25 protein-coding genes are annotated in these 21,490 nt (G+C 43.0%); 15 read left to right on the top strand and 10 right to left on the bottom strand.

The window, feature by feature from the left end; genetic code table 11:
• The first annotated feature begins 7 nt into the window (after positions 1-7).
• The 9 genes from FHG64_RS09075 to FHG64_RS09035 all read left to right on the top strand — a co-directional run bounded on the left by FHG64_RS09075 (position 8) and on the right by FHG64_RS09035 (position 10,049).
• Positions 8-1,699: a DUF4381 domain-containing protein gene (locus FHG64_RS09075; protein ID WP_139066099.1), complete on the top strand. Its 1,692-nt coding sequence runs from the start codon at positions 8-10 to the stop codon at positions 1,697-1,699.
• Entirely contained in the window at positions 1,699-2,703 is a 1,005-nt protein-coding gene (locus tag FHG64_RS09070; protein ID WP_139066098.1) for a vWA domain-containing protein, read from the top strand. Before FHG64_RS09075 ends, FHG64_RS09070 begins: the two co-directional genes overlap by 1 nt.
• A 26-nt stretch (positions 2,704-2,729) precedes the next feature.
• Positions 2,730-3,779 (top strand): VWA domain-containing protein, encoded by a 1,050-nt coding sequence (locus FHG64_RS09065; RefSeq protein ID WP_139066097.1) that lies wholly within the window; start codon positions 2,730-2,732, stop codon positions 3,777-3,779.
• Positions 3,776-4,642 carry a tetratricopeptide repeat protein gene (locus FHG64_RS09060; protein WP_139066096.1) on the top strand — a complete coding sequence of 289 codons (867 nt, stop codon included), beginning with the start codon at positions 3,776-3,778 and terminating at the stop codon, positions 4,640-4,642. The genes FHG64_RS09065 and FHG64_RS09060 overlap by 4 nt, the downstream gene beginning before the upstream one ends.
• Positions 4,643-4,685: 43 nt before the next feature.
• On the top strand, positions 4,686-6,449 hold the full coding sequence (locus tag FHG64_RS09055; RefSeq protein WP_139066095.1) for a BatD family protein: 1,764 nt from the start codon (positions 4,686-4,688) through the stop codon (positions 6,447-6,449).
• A gap of 3 nt (positions 6,450-6,452) precedes the next feature.
• Complete coding sequence (locus tag FHG64_RS09050) at positions 6,453-7,211, top strand: tetratricopeptide repeat protein (protein ID WP_139066094.1); 759 nt, start codon at positions 6,453-6,455, stop codon at positions 7,209-7,211.
• Positions 7,212-7,292: 81 nt separating this feature from the next.
• Entirely contained in the window at positions 7,293-7,583 is a 291-nt protein-coding gene (locus FHG64_RS09045) for a hypothetical protein (RefSeq protein WP_139066093.1), read from the top strand.
• A 175-nt stretch (positions 7,584-7,758) separates the two neighbouring features.
• Entirely contained in the window at positions 7,759-9,342 is a 1,584-nt protein-coding gene (locus tag FHG64_RS09040; protein ID WP_139066092.1) for a SulP family inorganic anion transporter, read from the top strand.
• Between the two features lie 140 nt (positions 9,343-9,482).
• The gene (locus FHG64_RS09035; RefSeq protein WP_139066091.1) at positions 9,483-10,049 is read left to right on the top strand and encodes a carbonic anhydrase; all 567 of its coding nucleotides are present in this window, start codon (positions 9,483-9,485) and stop codon (positions 10,047-10,049) included.
• Between the two features lie 484 nt (positions 10,050-10,533).
• Here FHG64_RS09035 and FHG64_RS09030 read toward each other — a convergent pair whose 3' ends face one another.
• Positions 10,534-11,067, bottom strand: coding sequence for a CvpA family protein (locus FHG64_RS09030; protein WP_139066090.1), 534 nt, complete (start codon positions 11,065-11,067; stop codon positions 10,534-10,536).
• A gap of 48 nt (positions 11,068-11,115) precedes the next feature.
• On the opposite strand from FHG64_RS09030, the gene FHG64_RS09025 reads away from it, so the two are divergent.
• The 4 genes from FHG64_RS09025 (at position 11,116) to FHG64_RS09015 (ending at position 13,121) form a co-directional block, all read left to right on the top strand.
• Positions 11,116-11,472: a hypothetical protein gene (locus FHG64_RS09025; protein ID WP_139066089.1), complete on the top strand. Its 357-nt coding sequence runs from the start codon at positions 11,116-11,118 to the stop codon at positions 11,470-11,472.
• A gap of 65 nt (positions 11,473-11,537) precedes the next feature.
• Positions 11,538-12,557, top strand: a complete 1,020-nt coding sequence (gene pheS / locus FHG64_RS09020; RefSeq protein WP_139066088.1) for a phenylalanine--tRNA ligase subunit alpha — start codon at positions 11,538-11,540, stop codon at positions 12,555-12,557.
• Positions 12,558-12,725, top strand: a complete 168-nt coding sequence (locus FHG64_RS19185; protein ID WP_168191342.1) for a hypothetical protein — start codon at positions 12,558-12,560, stop codon at positions 12,723-12,725.
• Entirely contained in the window at positions 12,726-13,121 is a 396-nt protein-coding gene (locus FHG64_RS09015; RefSeq protein ID WP_139066087.1) for a hypothetical protein, read from the top strand. It abuts the gene before it with no gap.
• Between the two features lie 8 nt (positions 13,122-13,129).
• Here FHG64_RS09015 and FHG64_RS09010 read toward each other — a convergent pair whose 3' ends face one another.
• Complete coding sequence (locus tag FHG64_RS09010) at positions 13,130-14,125, bottom strand: NAD(P)H-dependent glycerol-3-phosphate dehydrogenase (RefSeq protein ID WP_139066086.1); 996 nt, start codon at positions 14,123-14,125, stop codon at positions 13,130-13,132.
• 307 nt (positions 14,126-14,432) lie between these two features.
• Here FHG64_RS09010 and lysM point away from each other — a divergent pair, with 307 nt between their 5' ends.
• The gene (gene lysM / locus FHG64_RS09005) at positions 14,433-14,930 is read left to right on the top strand and encodes a peptidoglycan-binding protein LysM (protein WP_139066085.1); all 498 of its coding nucleotides are present in this window, start codon (positions 14,433-14,435) and stop codon (positions 14,928-14,930) included.
• Positions 14,931-15,450: 520 nt separating this feature from the next.
• On the opposite strand, the gene nadD is transcribed toward lysM, so the two are convergent.
• The 6 genes from nadD to FHG64_RS08975 form a co-directional block, all read right to left on the bottom strand.
• Positions 15,451-16,035 carry a nicotinate (nicotinamide) nucleotide adenylyltransferase gene (gene nadD, locus FHG64_RS09000; protein WP_139066084.1) on the bottom strand — a complete coding sequence of 195 codons (585 nt, stop codon included), beginning with the start codon at positions 16,033-16,035 and terminating at the stop codon, positions 15,451-15,453.
• Positions 16,032-16,619: a guanylate kinase gene (gene gmk, locus FHG64_RS08995; RefSeq protein WP_139066083.1), complete on the bottom strand. Its 588-nt coding sequence runs from the start codon at positions 16,617-16,619 to the stop codon at positions 16,032-16,034. The genes nadD and gmk overlap by 4 nt, the downstream gene beginning before the upstream one ends.
• Positions 16,619-17,476: a YicC/YloC family endoribonuclease gene (locus FHG64_RS08990; RefSeq protein WP_139066082.1), complete on the bottom strand. Its 858-nt coding sequence runs from the start codon at positions 17,474-17,476 to the stop codon at positions 16,619-16,621. The genes gmk and FHG64_RS08990 overlap by 1 nt, the downstream gene beginning before the upstream one ends.
• A gap of 118 nt (positions 17,477-17,594) precedes the next feature.
• Positions 17,595-18,134 carry a DUF1206 domain-containing protein gene (locus FHG64_RS08985; protein ID WP_353057336.1) on the bottom strand — a complete coding sequence of 180 codons (540 nt, stop codon included), beginning with the start codon at positions 18,132-18,134 and terminating at the stop codon, positions 17,595-17,597.
• A 53-nt stretch (positions 18,135-18,187) separates the two neighbouring features.
• The gene (locus tag FHG64_RS08980) at positions 18,188-18,436 is read right to left on the bottom strand and encodes a DUF1206 domain-containing protein (RefSeq protein WP_139066080.1); all 249 of its coding nucleotides are present in this window, start codon (positions 18,434-18,436) and stop codon (positions 18,188-18,190) included.
• A gap of 246 nt (positions 18,437-18,682) precedes the next feature.
• On the bottom strand, positions 18,683-19,648 hold the full coding sequence (locus FHG64_RS08975) for a YheT family hydrolase (protein ID WP_139066079.1): 966 nt from the start codon (positions 19,646-19,648) through the stop codon (positions 18,683-18,685).
• Positions 19,649-19,729: 81 nt separating this feature from the next.
• Between FHG64_RS08975 and FHG64_RS08970 the strand changes: the two genes are divergently transcribed.
• Entirely contained in the window at positions 19,730-20,245 is a 516-nt protein-coding gene (locus FHG64_RS08970; protein ID WP_353057335.1) for an acyl-CoA thioesterase, read from the top strand.
• On the opposite strand, the gene FHG64_RS08965 is transcribed toward FHG64_RS08970, so the two are convergent.
• Together FHG64_RS08965 and FHG64_RS08960 are read right to left on the bottom strand one after the other, a co-directional pair.
• Positions 20,226-21,131 carry a DMT family transporter gene (locus FHG64_RS08965; protein WP_139066077.1) on the bottom strand — a complete coding sequence of 302 codons (906 nt, stop codon included), beginning with the start codon at positions 21,129-21,131 and terminating at the stop codon, positions 20,226-20,228. The genes FHG64_RS08970 and FHG64_RS08965 overlap by 20 nt on opposite strands.
• Positions 21,124-21,477 carry an arsenate reductase family protein gene (locus FHG64_RS08960; protein WP_139066076.1) on the bottom strand — a complete coding sequence of 118 codons (354 nt, stop codon included), beginning with the start codon at positions 21,475-21,477 and terminating at the stop codon, positions 21,124-21,126. The genes FHG64_RS08965 and FHG64_RS08960 overlap by 8 nt, the downstream gene beginning before the upstream one ends.
• Between the last annotated feature and the right edge of the window lie 13 nt (positions 21,478-21,490).

Below are 21,490 nucleotides of genomic sequence, written 5' to 3'. Positions count from 1 at the left end.
AAAACGAATGACAAACAGCTTTTTTAGAGAAGATTGCCTTACTAGCTTACCCATTACACCAGCCTTGACAGGCGCCGGCGATACAGTTGCCTGCATTAAAAGGGCTCTCTTTATTTCTATTTTGCTGCTCCTTTCATTTCCTGCTTTAGCGCAGGAAACAAGGGTGACTGCCACTATTGATACTGCTCAAATTTATATTGGAGACCAAATCTCCTATAAAATTACGGTGGATGCAGCCGAAATTCCCTCTATTGTTTTTCCTGAAGCTCAAACATTTAATCCGCTGGAGGTGGTAGAGGCTCTTACCATAGATACTTCCAGGGTGGAGAACAGGTACAGGCTGGTGAGGGAGTACTACCTTACTCAATTTGACTCCGGCAGCTATATGATCCCCTCACAACGGGTGCTGGTGAATGATAACCCCTTTTTTACAGATTCGGTTAGAGTAGAGGTGAGGGATGTAGTGGTGGACACCACCAAACAAAAAATGTATGCCATCAAACCGGCTATGGAAGTTCCAGGTGGGTTTCGCATACTTGTATGGCTATGGTGGCTGCTGGGAATGGCAGCGCTTGGGGCTTTGATCTATTACCTCCTGCGCAAACGAAAACAAAAAAAGGAAGCAGCCAAACAACTGCCTCCCTACGAACGTGCCCTCTTCGAACTACAGCAGCTGGACAACTCCAGGTTACTGGAAAACAGGGAAACTAAAGAATACTATTCCAAGTTAACAGAAGCTGTTCGCCGGTATATTGAAGATGAGGTACACCTGCGGGCAATGGAAAGCACCACCTCTGAACTTATTCATGACCTGGAAGTGAAAATGGAGAAAGGGGAATTAAAACTTAGCCGCAATACGATTGATGACTTAAAGGTAATCCTGCAGCGTGCAGATCTTGCAAAATTCGCCAATTCCAGACCTGATATTATTACTGCTAAAGGGGACCGCTCCAAAATAGAATATGTCATCAATGATACCAAAGCCGCGATCCCGGAGCCTACAGAGGAGGAGCTGTTGCGGGATGAGGAATACCGTAGGGCAAAACTTGCCCGTAAAAAACGTAGAAAGATCATTATGGGCGCAACAGCGGGTATGGTGGTAATAATAATAGCTGTTTCTGTAATAATCTCCACGCGCGGGTTTGATTACCTGGCCACGAGTATCTTTGGAAACCCTACCAAAGAGCTGCTGGAGGGGGAATGGATAAGCAGTGAATATGGCGATCCTGCTGTAACCGTGAACACACCGCGCGTTTTAAAGCGCGGGGAATTGGATATGCCAGATGAGGCCCGTAGAATGATGGTAGGTAGTGAAACTTTCATCGACGGGGACCTTGCGGAAGATCTATATGTCGTGGTGAGTACCGTAAGATTCCAGCAGGGGACAAAATTTGATCTTGATACTGCCGTGGAAGGGGTTTATAATAACCTGGAAAGCAAAGGCGCAAGGAATATTATAGTTAAGGATGAAGATTACACCACCCTGCAGGGGATCCCTGGCGTGAAGGTGTTTGGTACCCTGGAAATGGAGCATCCCCGCCGCGAGGGAGAGTTTATAAGCAAGGAATATTCCATTCTCAACTTTGGTGTGGGTGGTGGCTTCCAGCAAATAACGGTGATCTTTGATGAGGAGGATGAATATGCAGAGGAGATCGCGGGAAGAATAATTAATTCGGTTGAATTTCAAACCAGACCCTGATGCTTGAGAATTTTACATTTGAAAATCCCGGTTTTTTCTGGCTTCTGGCACTTTTGCCACTGTTGGCGGCCTGGTATTTCTGGAAAAAGGATAAGCAGCAGGCAGAGCTTAGAATGTCCAGCCTAAAAGGATTTAAAGGTACTAAAAGCATCTTGCCAACACTAAGGCACATTTTGATTTTCCTACGCCTGCTGGCACTGGCTTTCTTTATTGTCGCCATGGCCAGGCCCCGTACTACAGATGTTACCAGCAGGACCAGTTCCACCCAGGGAATAGATATAGTGCTGGCCATTGACGTTTCAGCAAGTATGCTGGCACGGGACCTTAAACCCAACCGCCTGGAAGCACTTAAGGAAGTGGCGGCAGAGTTTATACAGGACAGGGTAACCGACAGGATTGGCCTGGTGGTTTATGCAGGAGAGAGTTTTACCCTTACCCCGGTAACCAGTGATAAGGTGGTAGTGCTTAACGCTCTTAAAGATATTGAATATAATAACGTGATTGAAGGTGGTACTGCCATAGGAATGGGACTGGCAACATCTGTAAACAGGCTAAAGGACAGTAACGCCAAAAGTAAGGTCATCATCCTGCTTACAGATGGGGTGAATAATGCGGGGTTTATAGATCCGTTGATCGCTAGTGAACTGGCGGTGGAATATGAAATTAAGACTTACACAATTGGATTGGGAAGCAACGGGATGGCGCTTTCCCCCATAGGCACCCTGCCCAATGGCCAGTTCCAGTATGGTAATGTACCCGTAGAGATCGATGAGCAACTTATGCAGGATATTGCAAAAACCACTGGAGGAAGATATTTTAGAGCGACAAATAATGAGAAACTTGAGGAGATCTATGAAGAAATAGATGCTCTGGAAAAAACCGAGATCGAAGAACTGAAGTATTATAATTATGAGGAAAGGTTCAGGCCATTCCTGTTGATAGGAGGATTATTACTTATTATGGAGCTCTTGTTGAGATTTACAATATTCAGGAGTTTTATATAAGGAACATTAAAAAAGCAGCATAGAGAATGTTTATTTTAGAAGAAGGAAAATATTTCTGGTTATTGCTCATCGTCCCGGTGCTGCTGTTCTTTTATGCCATACTTTATCTTTGGAAGAAGCGCAAACAAAAGCAGTTTGCCGCACCGGGAATGTTACAACACTTAAGCCCGGACAGGAGCTGGTTCAAACCTGCCCTTAAATTTGGACTTATCCTACTGGCACTTGCCAGTCTTGCCATTGCACTTGCAAATCCAAAAATTGGCACGAAAATGGAAATGGTTACCAGGGAAGGAGTAGATATTGTCTTTGCCATAGATGTTTCCAAGAGTATGGAGGCAGAGGATGTTGCCCCCAACAGGCTTGAAAAATCAAAGCAACTGGTAAACCAGGTTCTTAACAACCTGGCGAGTGACAGGGTAGGGATCATTGCCTATGCAGGCAGTGCCTTCCCGCAACTGCCCATAACAACAGATTATTCCTCTGCAAGGATGTTCCTGCAGGCACTTAATACAGATATGGTCTCCTCACAGGGTACCGCCATTGGTGATGCGATTGAATTGTCAAAGACATATTTTAATCCGCAGGAGCCTACCAGCAAGGTGCTGGTGATCATTAGTGACGGGGAGGACCACCTGGGAGAGGTTACAAGTGTGGCAAAAGATGCAGCAAATGAAGGTATAAGAATAGTCACCATTGGTGTGGGCACCCCCCGTGGAGGGCCTATTCCTATGAAACGAGGGGGAGTGGTGCAAAGCTATAAAAAGGACCAAAGCGGGGAGACCGTGATCACGCGGCTGGAAGAGCAAACCCTTAAGGATATAGCAGCTGCTACCAACGGGATCTATATAAGCGGAAATGTTACTGCTGAAGTGACTGAAAATATGACAGATTTTCTCGGGAATCTCGATAAAACTGAATTTGAATCACGGCAGTTTGCAGAGTATCAGTCACAATTCCAGTGGTTTCTCGGTTTGGCAATCCTTTTGCTGTTGGTAGATATATTCCTGCTGGAAAGGAAAACAGCCTGGGTCAAAAAACTCAATTTGTTCAACGAACGAAGAGCAGTTAAGAAATGAAGGTAAAAGCATATAATCTCAAAGTTTTGAGGCCATTATATATACTGGTCCTGGCATTCTTTTGCATTACTGTAGCCAACGCTCAATCACTCCAGGAGGAAAACAGAAAAAAAGAGAGGGAGACCAACAAGTTGATGCGGGATGCTGAAGATAAATTGGGAGAGAACGATTTTGAATCGGCTGAAGCATCTTACAGGGAAGCTGTAGCAAAAAACGATAACAGCGTAAAAGCCAGGTATAACATGGCCAATATGTACTATACCAAAGAAAAGCCATCTCAGGCAACTTCCAGGTTAAAGCAGGCCGCACAGCTGGCAGAAAGTAAGGAAGATAGGCATAAGATATTCCATAATATGGGGAACAGCTTTATGGAACAAAAGAAATATGCAGATGCTGTAGAAGCCTATAAGAATGCCCTGCGTAATAACCCGAAGGATGAAGAGACCCGCTATAACCTGGCCCTTGCCAAAAAAATGATAGAGGAAGAAGAAAAAGAAGGCGGCGGCGGTGATGATGACCAGGAAAGTGAAGAGAAGGACCAGCAGGAGCAGGATCAAAATGAAGGCGGCGAGGGAGACAAGGAACAGGAGCAGGATAGTGACCAGGGAGAAGACAAGAAGGATAGTGGAGGTGACAGTGGTGAGAACCAGCAGGAGCCGGAAGAGCAGGACGACCAGGGGAAGCCACAGGAACAGGAGCAAAATGAAGAGGGACAGGCACAACAGCCCCAGCCCGGACAGCTCTCACCACAACAAATAAAAAGCCTCCTGGAAGCTATGAACAATGAAGAAAAGAAGGTGCAGGATAAAATAAATGCTGAAAAAGCCAGGGGAGCAAAGACAAGGACAGGAAAAGACTGGTAAGTTCCCTGCATTACAGGAGACTAAAAAAATTGATCGTATTAAAATGAATTTGAAGTTATTCATACTTACATTTTTTCTAATCATATCCTCAGCGGGGTTTGCCCAGGTAAAATTTGAAGCCAAGGCAAGCAAACAAAAGCTGGGGGTGAATGAGCGTCTAAGGGTGGATTTCGAAATGAACCAGGATGGGGATAATTTCAAGGCTCCTTCTTTTAACGGCTTTACTGTGGTGGGTGGCCCCAACCAGGTGGTGAGCAACCAGTGGATCAACGGGAAACGCACCTACTCCAAGACCTACAGTTACTTTCTTGAACCTACAGCTCGTGGAAAATTTACCATTGGACAGGCAGAGATCATAGTTGATGGAGATACCTATAAGACCTCGCCCATCCAGGTGGAGGTAACGGCAGCAGTAGACACACCTAAAGACGGGGATAACTCAGAACTTATTGCGAGCGATAATCTGCATTTGGTGGCAGAGATCTCAAATCCCAATCCTTTTCTTAACCAGGCGATAACAGTGGTGTATAAACTTTACGTAAGCCCACGAATAAGCGTGAGTAACTGGAGGGAAATGGATAGTCCTGTATACCGGGATTTCTGGAGCCAGAATATAGATATTAAACAACTCAAGATCGAGACCGGCGAATACCAGGGGGAGCCATATCGCTATGTTGTGCTAAGAAAGACAATTCTCTACCCTCAAAAGACAGGCGAATTGGAGATAGAGCCGCTTACCCTCTCTGTCTCTGTAGATGTACCCAGCGACCGGCGTGATATCTTTGGGGGCAGGCTATATAAAACCGTGGATAAAACAGTGGCGGCAGGAAGACGAACTATTAACGTGAAATCTTTGCCTGAAGCCGGGAAACCTGCCGGGTTCACAGGAGCGGTGGGGAAATTTGATTTCAAGGTAAGCCCCAGCCGTACCGAACTTGCAGCTACAGAGTCCCTCACTGTACAGGTGCGGGTATCGGGTAACGGTAACCTCAAACTTTTTGAATTGCCAAAACTGGAGGTACCTTCTTCCTTAGAGCGGTATGAGCCAGAACGCACAGAGAATGTGCGTACAGACCTAAATGGGACCCAGGGCAGCCTTACAGATAATTACACGGTGATCCCTACCAGGCAAGGCAAGTTCCCTATCCCGGGAATATCATTTTCTTATTTTGATCCCACCAGCGGTACTTATAAGACTATAAACTCTGAGGAGATCCTGCTGCAAGTGGAAAGGGCTCCTGCGGGAAGTTCAATGCCTTCAGCAGCGACAGGAGGTGTTTATAAGCAGCCGGTAGATTTCAGCGGCGCCCAGTTCAAATACATTAAATTAAGCACAAGCCTTCGGCCGGTGGGTTCCACCTTCTTCCTTGGATCCTGGGTCTTCTGGAGTCTTATGCTTCTGCCGTTTGCACTGGTTTTTGGAGCGATCGCTCTGGGTAAAAAGAGAAAAACACTTGCAAATGATGTACAAGGAAACAGGATTAGAAAGGCGAACCGCCTGGCCAGAAAATATCTTTCAGAAGCCAAACGTAATTTGGGAGATCAAAAAGCATTCTATGAATCCCTCGAAAGGGCATTACATAATTACCTTAAGGCAAAATTGCACATTCAAACAAGTGAAATGACAAAGGAACATATCCAGGTCCTGCTTTCAGAAAAAAATGTGGACCAGCAAACATCCTTGGAATTCATTTCCCTGCTTAAAAGTTGTGAATTTGCACGCTATACCCCAACCTCCCAGGGGGCAATGGAACAGGATTATGAAAAAGCTGCCCGGGTACTTGCAGCATTGGATAAACAGTTATAGGCTATGAATAATAATATAAAGTATATTTTTTTCTTTATTTTTTTAGCTGTTCTCCCTGTTATGGGCCAAAACCCTGTACTTTTTGAGGAAGGGAACAGGGCTTACAATGAGGGCGATTATGCTGCAGCAATAAATGATTACCAGCAAATAATCGATAACGGGGAAACATCTGCAGAGGTTTATTTCAATTTAGGGAATGCTCATTATAAATTGAACAATATAGCCCACAGTATCTATAACTATGAAAAGGCCCTTCAGCTCAATCCCAATGACAGGGATATACGCGATAACCTGGCTTTTGCCCGTAATATGGTGCTGGATAATATAGAGGAACGGGAGCCTACCGGTCTTAGCGGGATGTGGCGAGACTCGGTCTCTGTGCTTGGATATAACCAGTGGGCATGGCTGGCGATAAGCTTCGCCATCCTGTTTTCCATCTTCTTTCTCATCTACTACTTCAACCGTAGAAGTGTTATAAAACGTCTGTTTTTTACCCTTTCTATGGTTGGGATCTTCTTCTCTGTCCTTTCTGTTGTCTTTGCATTTCAGCAAAGGGAATATGCCACAGGAGGACAATATGCTATCATTTTTGCAGAGGAAGCAGATGTGAGGGGTGAGCCTACCCTTAGAGGTGAGGAGATCTTCACGTTGCATGAAGGTACAAAAGTTGAGGTCCTGGAAACTTATCAGGACTGGGTGCGGTTTGAACTTGCAAATGGCATTCAGGGGTGGATGGATAAAACCTATTTAAAACCGCTTTAAATAGATTTTCTCTATGTTAACCTTTAATTAAAATGTAAAATTTGCTTTTTTAAGGAAATTTTTAATATTATTTTTGCCACAATGAAGAAAATAGCTCAATTACTATTGTTCGTCTTTGTGGTGTTTCTTGCAACACCCACGGTGGTTACGTACATAGATAGGGACATTGACGTGTCCATGGCTTTTACGGCTAATGAGGAAGAAAATTCTTCCAAGACCCAGCCCGGCTTTGAGTATACCCTTCACGACCACGATCCTACTTACACTAGCATACAATTTTCACAGGAGCAAACCTCATTGAACCATTCTTATAAGGAAGGTTACAGGCTTGTATTCCTTGATGTGCTATCCCCGCCTCCCAAACAGGCATAACAGCTTTATACTTAAGATTTAAATGCATCCCGCCGGGGGTGTAAGGCCATATTTGTTGCATTATATTTTAATGCAATCCGCTATTTAAAATTTGCGGTATTTGTCCTGAAAAATCATTCCCTTTAAATAAATCTGGAGATCAAATTTATAATTTCTCCGTAATAAAATATTATATATGTTTAAACACATAAAAGCCGATTTGCCTGCTAGTTTAGTTGTTTTCTTTGTTGCATTACCACTATGTTTGGGTATTGCACTTGCCAGTGGCGCACCCCTCTTCTCAGGTATTATTGCGGGTATTATAGGAGGTATTGTTGTTGGTGCTATTTCCGGGTCTTCTATTGGGGTAAGTGGTCCTGCAGCCGGTCTTGCGGTTGTGGTTCTTACAGCAATCTCTGACCTTGGGAGCTATGAATTGTTCCTTGTGGCAGTTGTTATTGCAGGGGTCCTGCAGGTTATAATGGGATTTTTAAAGGCCGGGGTTATAGGATATTTCTTTCCCTCTTCAGTCATTAAAGGGATGCTCTCTGCTATTGGGATTATCATTTTCTTAAAACAAATACCTCTTGCTTTGGGATACGAAGAGGGAGAAACGCCATTCGCATTTTTTGAGACTACAGGATTTGACCTTTACCGGTCTCTTTCAAATATGGTTACTTCCATTGACCCCGGCGTGGTTTTAATTACAGCGATCTCACTTGTCATCCTATTGGTTTGGGATAAGGTCCTTGTTAAAAAGAGCAAATTTTTCAAACTTGTTCCTGGGCCACTTGTAGCTGTACTGGTAGGAATAATCTATCAATTGATCCTTAGTGGTAGTGACTCTCCTTTCGAAATCACAGGAAACAACCTGGTATCTGTACCGGTGCCAGATAATTTTGGAGATTTCCTTAGCCAATTCACCTTCCCAGATTTCACACAAATGGGTAATACCCAGGTATATATTGTGGCAATAACTATTGCAATTGTAGCGAGTCTTGAGACACTGTTAAGTGTTGAGGCAACAGATAAGCTGGATCCTCATAAGCGTGTTACTCCTACCAACAGGGAACTGGTTGCACAGGGTGTTGGTAATACAATGTCTGGTCTTGTTGGAGGATTGCCAATTACCCAGGTAATCGTTCGAAGTACTGCCAACGTAATGAATGGTGGTAGAACAAAACTCTCAGCAATAATCCATGGATTTTTCCTGCTATTCAGTGTGCTTTTAATAGCTGAATATCTTAACCTTATTCCTTTGGGTGTTCTTGCCGCTGTTCTACTTATTATTGGATGGAAACTTGCAAACCCCGGGCAATTCGTAACGATGAAGAAGTTAGGGAAATCCCAGTTCATCCCCTTCGTGGTTACGGTGGTGGCGATCGTGGCAACAGATCTTCTTGTGGGGATACTACTTGGTCTTGCAGTTGGAATTATCACTATACTTATTAATAGTTACAAGAACTCTCACTTCCTTAATATTGAAGATAAATCCAACGGGGTACACCGTATAAAAATGGAACTGGCAGAGGAAGTTACTTTCTTAAATAAAGCTGCTATCCAGAGAGAATTATATGCACTGCCAGAAAATACATATCTTATCCTGGATGTGACCAAAACCAAAGCGCTGGATCTGGACGTATTGGAGATCCTTGATGATTTTTCAGTTACTGCAGAGGAAAGGAATATTAATGTAAAATTGATATCACAAAGAGGTGAGGTTGAAAACCCCCACAGTTACAGGGAATTTTTTGGGGTGAATGTATTTGAAGGCGCATAACATAGTAAGGAACCAAATATCAATTAACCTATATAAATGGAAATTTCACGTAGAAGCAAATGTTGCGGAGGTCCAATTTTATAAGGGAAGATAAAATCAAAACATAAAGATAAATAGTTCAATATTTAAAACGATAAATTATGACTAAAGAAGAAGTATTAAATAGGTTAAAAGAAGGAAATGAACGTTTTACTGCCGATAATAAGGAAGGTAAGCTTCAGGATAAATCAAGAAGAGAAGAGCTAACGAAGGGACAATCTCCATATGCAATTGTTTTAAGTTGTGCTGATAGCCGTGTGGTGCCGGAGCATGCTTTTGACAGTGGGCTTGGGGAATTATTCACGGTGCGTGTAGCAGGGAATGTTGCCAACAGTTCCTCTATTGCCAGTATGGAATATGCAGTAGCACATTTAGGATCTGAGGTTATTGTGGTAATGGGCCACGAAAGCTGTGGGGCCGTAAGCGCTGCTTTAAGCGGTGGTAACAACGGCTATAACCTGAACCATCTTTTGTCTCACATAGCGCCTGCTATAGCGGCTTCAGGTAAAGATGCTCCTGTGAATGATGTGGTAAAGAAAAATGCACAGCTCACAGCCGAGGAACTTAAAACCCGCTCTACGATCATAAGAGAGGCTGTTGAAAGCGGAAAAGTTCAAATCGTTCCTGCGTATTATAATTTAGACTCAGGGAAAGTAGACTTTTTGTAGAATTTCCCATATATTATATCAAAGGCTGCCTGCAAGGGTGGCCTTTTTTTGTTTTGGTAGTAGTGAGTGATTTTTGTTGTCAGTTGTCGGTTCTCCGTTGTCGGTTATGATGGGAGAAGGCGAGACTGATTTTTCATCTTTTCGAGGTAAATAGCAGTTTAACCACAGTTAAATGGAGTTTAAAAAAGAGTTTCACGGAGGAAAGATGAGTACGCAGATTTTAAGTCATTACGCGAAAAAGGTAGATGCAGCAATTACTTATTTCCCCTTTGGGATATAGCGGGCTTTTTGTTCCACAATTGAAAACCGCCAACTTCCGGGTCGGGGCAAGCCCGACCCCTACAACAGGCGTTAACTCCACTCTCTGCACTTTCCACATTTTCAACCTACAACCTACAACCTACAACCTTTTTTAACCGACAACCGGCAACTGACAACCGACAACTGAAAACCGCCAACTTCCGGGTCGGGGCAAGCCCAACCCCTACAACACCTCCGTCTCCTCCTCCTCATCATCAAACAAATCCAGCTCCCTGGCTTCTCTCATAATGGAAGGAATGATCGCCGGGGCGATATTGCGTACAGGTCCATATAGAATTGAATCCTGCAGGGTTTCTTCATCAACTACCTGCACATCCTCTTCAGTTGAATGGAAGAACATGATGATCACGCTTACAATAAATGCTACTTTCAGGACGCCAAAGATGCCTCCCAGGAGTTTATTCAGAAGTCCCAGCATAGCAAGATTTGCTATGCTGGTAAGAAATTTTCCTGCTAGAGAAATAAGGAATACCACCAGTATAAACGTAATGGCAAATGCCGTTAGATTCACATATTGAATGTTCCAGGTAACCCTGTCGGCAAGATAATCGCTTAAAATATGGGAGAAATATACCGCCACATAGATACCTGCTATGAAGGCTACAAAGGAGGCAAGTTCGGCAAAGAATCCGCGGAAGAAGCCCCTCACCAGGCCATAAAGCAGGATCACGGCCAGGATTATATCAACTGTATTCATTAGCTCAAATATAGTTTTTACAATGCCTAAGATACGTATCTTTGCCAAATGGCAAGAGATGAACAATTAAAAGAGCGGTGGACAGTTTTACAAACCAAACTTTCACAGCAATTTGCAGATGGGGACTTGCTGGACCTGGATGCAATAATATATTTAATTGGGGTGCAGGAATTAGGGCAACCCCACAGGAAATTCAAGAAAGATCACAAGCTGGACCTTATGCATATAGCAATATGCCGGTTGCTGGAACCTTATGGGTATTATGAATTCGATTATTTCGACGAGGACAGCTGGCCACATTATAAGGTACTGGAAACCCTGCCGGCATTAAAGGCGGGAGAACAGGCGGTGCTTATGAAAGAGGCGATCGTGCAATATTTCCTGGAAAAAGGCTATATAGAATAGGACCACACATACAGGGGGTAAACTTCTTTTTTAGTAAATTTGCCCTTCTTAAAATGAAAGTTTTCATGATTGACAAGATAAAGGAGCATATAATTAGAGTTGAGAATTTTCAGGCTAACAGTCCGGAGGAGGTTGAAGCCTTCCGTATTGAATACCTTGGAAAAAAAGGACTTTTGAACAAGTTCTTTGCCGACTTTAAGAATGTTCCCAATGAGCAGAAGAAGGATTTTGGACAGGCTATTAATACCCTAAAGACCGCCGCACAGGAAAAAGTAAATCTGCTTAAAGAGACTATGGAGGGGCAGCAGGTAGAAAAAGGTGTGTATGGAGACTTAACACGCCCGGGGGAACCTTTGGAGATAGGTGCCCGCCACCCAATTTCCCTTGTTAAGAACCAGATCATTGAGATCTTCTCCAATATTGGTTTCAATGTTTCTGAAGGACCAGAAATTGAGGACGACTGGCATAACTTTACTGCCCTGAATTTGCCCGAATATCACCCTGCCCGTGATATGCAGGATACTTTCTTCGTTCAAACCGATCCTGATATACTTTTGCGTACCCATACCTCCTCTGTACAGGTGAGGTATATGGAAAATAATGAACCGCCCATAAGGACCATCTCCCCGGGGAGGGTCTTTAGAAATGAAGCCATCTCAGCAAGATCCCACTGTATATTTCACCAGGTAGAAGGGCTATATATTGATAAAGATGTTTCCTTTGCCGATTTAAAACAAACTTTATTGTATTTTACAAAGCAAATGTTCGGGAAATCTAGAATAAGGTTGCGTCCGTCCTATTTCCCTTTTACCGAGCCAAGTGCAGAGGTTGATATATATTGGGGCCTTGAAACTGAAACCGATTACAGGATCACCAAGGGTACCGGCTGGCTTGAAATTATGGGCTGCGGGATGGTAGATCCAAATGTTTTAAAGAACTGCGGGATTGATCCTACAGAGTATACAGGATTTGCCTTTGGAATGGGAATAGAACGTATTGCAATGTTGTTATACCAAATTGGAGATATTCGAATGTTTTATGAGAATGACCTGCGTTTCCTTAAACAATTTAAATCAAGCATATAGATGAAAAAAGTTGGAATCATTATCCTGGGTATTATTGTACTTGCTCTTATTCTTTCCCTAACCCTTGTTTTTCAGATCCTGGAATTCATGGTGGGAGCAATCCTCTTTGTTGTTGCCGTTATAGCCCTTATTTTTCTATATTTTAAGGTAAAGAATAAACTGGATTAAGTGAAAAAGGATATTGAGATCCCACAAGTTGAAGGGGTTTACGTAGCCGCCGTGAGGGAGGAAAATAAAGCCTTCAGGTCACAGGACTGGAACGCTTACCTTATCAATGACAGGATGGAACCCATAGAAATGGTACTTATCATTGCCCGTGGTTACGACGGGAAGGATCTCACCTCAACCATGCGGCACTCAATAAAAGTGCTTCCGGCTAAATCCTATGCTAAAATCGAGTTCATGCAGGATGAGGTGCTAAAGCTCAATAATGAGTTCCTGGTTACATTTTTTGAAGGAAACAGGATGTATGAAAAGACATTCACCTTCAGTAAAAATACAGTAAAGGAGGATGCAGCCGTGAAATTACCGGTTATTCCCGCGAAAGGCATCCTGGCAAATTAATGAAACTATTAGTCTAGTTTTTCAGCTAATTTCTTAAATACCTTCTTTGGATTTTTTCCTTCGTAAAGGATCCCGTAAACCGCATTGATAATAGGGGTCTTAGCACCTTTTTCCTTATTGATCTTATAGGCACTCTCAGTAGCGTAATAACCTTCGGCCACCATGCTCATTTCCATTTGGGCGCTTTTTACCGTATAGCCTTTTCCAATCATATTTCCGAACATACGGTTACGGCTAAAGACTGAATACCCGGTTACAAGAAGGTCTCCCAGGTAGGCCGAGTCATTGATGTTACGCTTCATTTTATGGACTTTCTTGATGAATTTCTTCATCTCTCTAATGGCATTGCTCATAAGCACGCTCTGGAAATTATCTCCATAACCAAGCCCATGGGCGATACCAGCTGCGATAGCGTAGATATTCTTGAGCATCGCTGCATACTCTGTGCCGGTAACATCATCACTGGTCTTGCAGGTGATGTAATCGCTCTGGAGGTGTTTGGCCATGATCTTTGCCTTTTCCTCATCCATACAGGCTATGGTAAGATAGGACAGTCGCTCAAGGGCTACCTCCTCGGCGTGACAAGGGCCGGTGATCACTCCGAAGTTTTCATCGGGCACATCATACTCGCGGTTGAAATGTTCCCCCACAATAAGGCTCGTTTCAGGGACTATTCCTTTAATTGCTGAAAAGATCACCTTATCTTTTAATGGAACGGTTAATTTATCCAGTTCCTGCTTCACAAAGGCAGAAGGGATTGCAAAGATTATATAGTCTGAAGCTTTTACAACCTCGTTGATGTCATTGCTTAATTTAAGCTGGTGCACATGGAATTCAACCGAACTTAGATAGTTGGGGTTATGTTCCTGGGTCTTTATATGGTGAATCGCTGTTTTACTGCGCATATACCAGTTGATCTCATCTAGGTTCTCACTCAACATTTTAACAATAGCCGTAGCCCAGCTACCGCCTCCTATTACTCCAAACGTGGGGGTTTTATCCATAATCTTATTTATACTGGCCAAAAATACATAAAATTAAAAGATTTGCCGAATCCTGCTTTTTTATGAGAAGCCTTCACAATCTACTCCCTTATTTTGCGTTACAATATTGAAAAGTGGCGGTTGATATTTTTGATCACCGGTTTTCATTTAGTTTTTTGGTTGGTTATTTAGTTAAACAGGGGAGAGGCCATCAGGAATTTTCCCTGTTTTTCTTTTAAGTGAAAGAGGTGCTAACAAAACTTTAATATTTTCTACATGTTTAATATTACGGGGATTTCGTACTTTAGAAAAAACACAAAGTAGAGCTATGGGATTGTTCAAATTTATAAAGAATGCAGGCGCCAAGGTTTTTGGTCCTAATAAAGAAACCCGAAAGGAAACTGCCAGGGTTGAAGGAGAGATAAATGAACAGGAGAGGCAGGAAGACCAGAAGGCGGCCCGAAAGCTGGAAGAAACAATAAGGGACCTAAGCCTGCAGGTAGATGGGCTTAAAATAGATATAGAAGGCGACACAGCTACTGTCAAGGGGAAGGCAAAAGACCAGTCCACCAGGGAAAAGGTTGTCCTGGTAGTTGGAAATGTTGAGGGTATTGCTGAAGTTGATGATCGAATGGAAGTAGAAAATAAGGAACCCGAAGCTGTTTTCCATACTGTAGAAACAGGCGATACCTTAAGTAAAATATCCAAAGAACATTATGGAGATGCCAATAAATACAATGAGATTTTTGAGGCCAATAAGCCAATGTTGAAGCATCCCGACAAAATATATCCCGGGCAGGTGCTGCGCATTCCGGCCAGGAAATAATAAAGTACAAAGAACTGTTTAAAAGATTTGAGAAGGTTACATTGAGCGCAGTCGAAGTGCAAAGTTATAGGTCCACAATGAAAAAAGTAGGATCAATTAACCCAACCGAACTTTCAAAAAGGTTTCTTAGACAGTTCTTTACAAAAGAAGATCCCGCTATTATCAAGTAGCGGGATCTTTTTTTTTATCCTTGTCTTGTGTTCTGTCAAATTATGCTCTTCAAAATTAAAACCAGGAACCAACCTGGGAACAGGAGCCAAGAAACAAGAAACAAGAAACAAGAGCCAGGACTAAGAAAATAGGGAAATGCCCCCTTGAGACTAACGACTTACGAACGACTATCCCCCCGTTCTTCTCTCCAGTTTTTAACACATCCTGACTATCTACTCTTCACTTTCCACTTTTTTAACCTACAACCTACAACCTACAACCTACAACCGACAAAAGCCAGGCCGGTTAACCGAACTCAAAGAGGTATTAAGATGTTTAAACGGACGAATAGATTAATAATTAGAAACGCCTATTTATAAAAGTTCATTCTATCAATATATTCCCAAACTTTTGGAGGTAACATAGTGGTAATATTTTTCCCTTCTTTTATAGCCTGTCTTATAAATGATGAGGAGATCTCGATCACAGGGGCTTCCACCCGGTGGATCTTTTGATGCTCCTTGAACCTGTCATCCATTTCCCCTTCAGAGATACGAGGATAAACGTAAATGGAATGGCGCTCCAGGATGACCTCGTAATTCTTCCACCTGTGAAAACTGTTGAGATTATCCTCTCCCATAATGAGGGAAAATTCATAATTGGGGTGGTCTTCTTCCAGCTTTGCCAGGGTAGTGGCAGTATAATTGGGTTGTGGTAACCTAAATTCCACATCGCAGGGCTTCAGTTTTTCGTGTCCTTCGCAGGCCAGGTATACCATTTCCAGCCTGTGATGGTTCTCCAGCAAGCTGCTTTTTTTCTTAAAAGGATTATGTGGGGTAACTACCAGCCAAACTTCATCAAGGTCGCTGAACTCAACCATGAAATTAGCAACTATAAGATGCCCTGTATGAATAGGATTAAAGGTCCCGAAATAAAGACCTACTTTCTTTTTCATTGGTCGTTTTTTTCTGCTTTCACAAAGGTTGAAACCAGGTCGTAAGCTTCATTTAATGCAGTTTGAAGGTTATTATTCTCGATTATAAAATCAAACTGTGGGGCTGTGGCAAGTTCAATAGAGGCTTTGGCCACGCGCATATTTATTTTGTCGTCGCTCTCTGTCTTACGTTTCTTTAAACGAATTTTGAGTTCCTCTATACTGGGAGGTTTAACAAATACAGCAAGGGTTTGTTCAGGATATATATGCTTAATGTCCAAACCTCCCACTACATCAATATCAAAGATCACATTTTTACCTGCAGCCCATATTCTTTCAACTTCAGTTTTTAAGGTGCCGTAAAAGTTATCCCGGTACACTTCTTCCCATTCAAGGAATTCATCATTTTTTATCTTCTTCTTAAAATCGGCCAGGGAAAGAAAGTAGTAATCCTTTCCATTGACCTCCCCGCCGCGTGGTTCCCGCGAGGTGGCAGATATTGAGAAATCCAGCTTAAGTTCAGGCTGGGCTAGTAAGTGTCGTACAATGGTAGTTTTTCCCGAACCCGATGGTGCCGAGAATACAATTAATTTTCCGCCTTGCATTAGAGTACGTTTAAAAGTTGTTCTTTGATCTTTTCCAGCTCATCCTTCATTTGCACTACCAGTTGCTGCATAGGTGCGTAGTTGGACTTGCTACCTATGGTATTGATCTCCCTGCCCATTTCCTGGGAGATGAAGGCAAGTTTCCTTCCGTTGGAGTCTGCAGACTCTATAGTTTCCTTAAAGTAGGATAGATGGTTATCAAGACGTACCTTTTCCTCAGTAATATCAAATTTTTCAATGTAGAACACAAGTTCCTGTTCAAAGCGGTTCTCATCTACATTCTCCTTTAGCTCTGCCACTCCTTTTCTAAGGCGTTCCCTAACGCCGGCGATCCTGTCTGGATCCATGGCGATGATGTCTTTCAAAAGGGATTCTATATTGGTAATCCTTTGTTTGAGGTCTTTTTCAAGAGCGAGGCCCTCATCTGTACGAAAGGTATTGATCTCCTTTAAGGCCTCTATTACCGCCTGCTCTATGGAAGCAAATTCATCCTCGTCTATTTCTTCCCTTTCCGTTTTCAAAGCATCGGGCATTCTTACAGCCATTTTTAGTAACTCAGTCTCATCACCCTGGACGATCTCTCTTAACTGCTGTATATATTTTTTCACTACCGCCGGGTTTACTGAAGCTGCTGTTTCCTCTCCAGTAACCTCTACATATAGGGAGAAATCCACCTTTCCCCTTACCAGGGCGGCACCAATGGTGTTTCGAAGCTGTAATTCTTTTTCCCGGTATTGTCCCGGGATCCTGGCATTAAGGTCCAGGGTCTTGCTGTTTAAGGATTTGATCTCTACCGTTATCTTTTTGGAAGGTAGCTGTATTAAGCTTTTTCCAAAACCTGTCATTGACTGGATCATGCGTGATTTTTAAATAGTTGCGCAAAGATAATCAAATTAGTGGAACAGGTTGTGGCCAGGCCCTCTTGAGATATAGCCAAACCTTGCATTTATTAAAGGTGAAAATTATTTTTAGCGATCAGGTAAGCCTGGTGAGATTCGCATGCCGGGCAACCATCACATTAAAGAGACCGTATAGGGTCAATCCAAGTGCCACAACCCCCAGGAGCCAGGTGCCATAACTAAATGTAAGCAGGTATTGCAGGGCACCTTCTGTACCCTGGTATGCGTTGGCATTATGCTGCAGGATGACTTCCACGATAAAAAACGCCAGTATCCCAAAAACCACCCCTCTTGAAATATAGCCCATTCTGCCAGATTTTCTAATGAAATCATATTCGTGTTTTATACTGGGATAATTGTCTATCTTCTTCATATAACTCGCTGTGTAAGCTATATAAAATTGCTGAATTGCCTGTCCAACAATGATCGCTGCCAGGAGCCAGAGCAAAGCCTTACCCCAGTCCATGGAAAGTAGTTCCCAAAGTGCGGCCTTTTCATCACCATTGTCATTGTCTTCCACACTGGCCTTACTGTTACCCATGAGAGCCCTTATAAGCGGCTTTGCAAAGGAATAGGCAATGGTACCATATAATAAACCGGAATAAAAATATCTAATCCTTTTAAAAATTGATTTTATTTTCTTCTCATCGGCTTTTCCTTTGGGACGTCTTACTGTTTGATAAAATCTCCAGAGGGCATATGCAAAAAGCCCAAGGATGCGATCCCTATAAGAGCTTTACCCAAAGGGAGGTCAAGGAGGAATTTAATAACATTCCTACGGCTTGAAACATCCCCGCCCCAACCGAAAGCCGCCATAAAGGTGAGGGATCCCAGGATCATATAAACAATACCCTTCATAAAGAACCCAAAGGATCTTATTTTGGCTATTTTACCTGTTTCTGTGTTATTAAAATCCATGTGTACTGCCGCTATTGCTTATTGTAAAAATATTATAAAGCTGTCACTCCTTGACCGGTTCCATTTAAAATAATTTCGTAGTGGCCAGATTAAAATAAATAGAATTTCCCTGAAACCAGTATATATAATAGTCAAGGAGTAAATCACTTCTACATAGGGAGACATAAATTTCCTGGAGGGGGTAAGGCTAATTAAGGACATAGGACTTAAAGTCCAGGTTCTGGTAGCAGCATTAGCTGGAAACTTTTACCGGGCATGTTTATTTATGAATTCAACAGCTCTCTCCTCGGCATATGTTTCCTCTTTATTCTGGAGGAACCCAACGTGGCCTCCATGTTTTGGTGTCTCCAAATAGAAATGCCTGTTGTTTTGTGCAAGCCCTTCGGGGGAGGAATTCCTGGAAAGAAAGGCATCATTGGTGGCGTTGAGCAGCAGGGTAGGTATCTTAATGTTAGGAATAAAATTGAGGGCGCTGCTTTTTTCATAGTAATCCCTGGCTCCCTCAAACCCATGCGCCTTACCGGTGTAGAGGTCATCAATAGAATAAAGGCTCCTGCAGGAAGCGATCTCCTCTGTGGAGATTTGCCCAGGGAATTTTTGCTCTCTTAACAGTAACTGCTTCTTCAGCTTATTTACAAAGCGCCTGGAATAGATGAAATTCTGTGGCTCCTGCAATTTCAGTAAGGACTTATAAAGGTCACAGGGCGCAGAAATTGCCACCGCTCCCTTGATCTCTTTGGGGAGTTTGCGGTCTTCACCCAGGTACTTCAGCATAAGATTCCCACCAAGGCTAAAACCTGTTAAGGCCAGTTCAGAATAAATATTCCCATCCAAAATATGGGCTATCACCTGTTCCAGGTCCTCGCTGGCACCGGCATTATAGGAGCGGTAGAGCCGGTTCATCTCCCCGCTGCAACCTCTCAAATTCACTGCTGCCACATCCCAGCCGTTCTTATTAAAATGATTCGTCATTCCCATTACATAAGGCCGGTTGGAACTTCCCTCCAGCCCATGGAGGATGATTACAACCCTCGTATTTTTACCGGGGGCGCTGCTCCAGTCTATGTCCATAAAGTCCCCGTCCTCTAACTCCAGCCGCTCACGTTTGAATGGTGGCCGGGGGACTTTACGCAGGGCAGATGCATATATGGTGCTTATATGGTAATTCCTGAAAAGCAACGGAGCTTTGTATGTACTTTCTATAACCGGCATATGGCTAAATTGCAATAAATTGACAAGATGGACAATGTTACAAAAAACAAAACAATTATGCGTGCATAATAAAAATTTGGTATTTTAGCGGGAAAGCAAATACAAGATATGTACGTTAAAGAATTTGATATAAGATGGAGTGACCTGGATGCCAACAGGCACCTTGCCAACACTGCATACATCAATTTTATGAGCCACACCCGTATGGGTTTTCTTATGGAGAATGGTTTTGGACACCGGGAGCTGGCAAAATATAATATTGGCCCGGTAGTTTTCTATGAACATGTCTATTATTTCAAGGAGGTATTTGCCGGTCGTCCGGTAAAGGTCACCCTGCAATTAAAAGGACTTTCAGAAGACGGGATGTATTTTGAGTTCGTACATAATTTTTACGATCACAAAGGCAGGAATTTTGCCAGCTGTGAAATGATGGGAGCCTGGATAGACCTTAAGGAGCGAAAACTCATTGGCCTGCCGCAGGAACTTTTTGAAAACCTAAGCAGTTTGGATCACACTAAAGATTTTAAGGTCTTAACCAAAGAGGACACCCGTCGCTTTGGAAAAAAACCCATGGATATTAATCCCGAACAGCTTTAGGTCCCGTCTTTCTGGTTACCAGATAAACTCCTGCAAAAACCAGCACAGCTCCAAGGATCTTTACGGTGGTTAGGGTATCTGCTCCTGTGCTTACGGCATAGATGATCGCGATGAGAGGCTGTAGGTAAATGAAGGCGCTTATGGTAGAGGCACTTAGTTCCTTTAAAGCATAGACATTAAAAAGATAGGTGAGAAAGGTGGTGCCTACCACAACAAATCCCATTTTCCAGATTGCATCAACCGGAAGTTTCAGCCATTCCACCCTTGAAAATTCTGGCCAGGCGATAGGAAAGTTAATGATCACCGCCAGGAGAAAGAACCACTTCATAAGGGTGAAAGGATGATATTTGGCTGTTAAAGGCTTGACCAGGATTAGGTACAATCCGTAAGAAATGGCATTTATCATAAAGAAAATATTTCCCAGGGGAATGTTAGGTGCATTTTCAGCTTTCTCGGCACTAAAAAGCACCAGGCTTAAGGCGCCGGCCAGCCCCAAGAGGATGCCCGTGATCTTAAGGATGGTAATTCGTTCTTTGATTAGGATTGCTGCCAGAATAAGCACCAGGATTGGGGAGAGGGTAACGATGACTGAGCTGTTTATGGGGGTGGATAGGCTAAGTCCTTTAAAGAACATGAGCATATTGATCACCATACCAAAAACGGTGCAACCCAGGATCCTGGGCCAGTCACTGGTTGCGATCTTCTCCCGGGGCCCAAAGATGCTAATCGCCCAAAAGAGAATGGCAGCGCCAAGAACTCTTAAAAGTATAAACCCAAAAGGCTCAATATGGTCTGGCATCACCCCTTTGGCCAGGGTGTGATTGATGCCATAGATAGTACCGGCTCCTGTTGCAGCCAGGATGGCCAGTAACCTCCTGTTATCCATTTATCGCTTTTTTGGCAGCCTCCACGGTTTTTTTGGAATTTCCAATGAATATCTCCCCATTATTAATGATAACCGGCCGCTTCAAAAATGTGTAATGCTCAAGGATTAACTTTCGGTATTGAGCTTCATTTAATGTTTCGTTTTTTAAATTCCGCTCCTTATACAATCTTGCTCTTTTGCTGAAAAGAGCCTCATAGCTTCCTGCCAGGCGCTCCATTTCATCCACCTGTTCCCCTGTAATAGGTTCGTTCTTGATGTCCTGAAGGATAAATGACTGTGGCGGCTCCAGTTCCTTTAAAATTTTCTTGCAGGTGTCACAGGTGGAGAGATGGTAAATCTTTTTCATACTTTATTTTTTT

This window comes from Antarcticibacterium flavum, assembly GCF_006159205.1.
Lineage (GTDB): Bacteria > Bacteroidota > Bacteroidia > Flavobacteriales > Flavobacteriaceae > Gillisia > Gillisia flava.
This window is presented reverse-complemented; position numbering and strand designations above follow the sequence as displayed.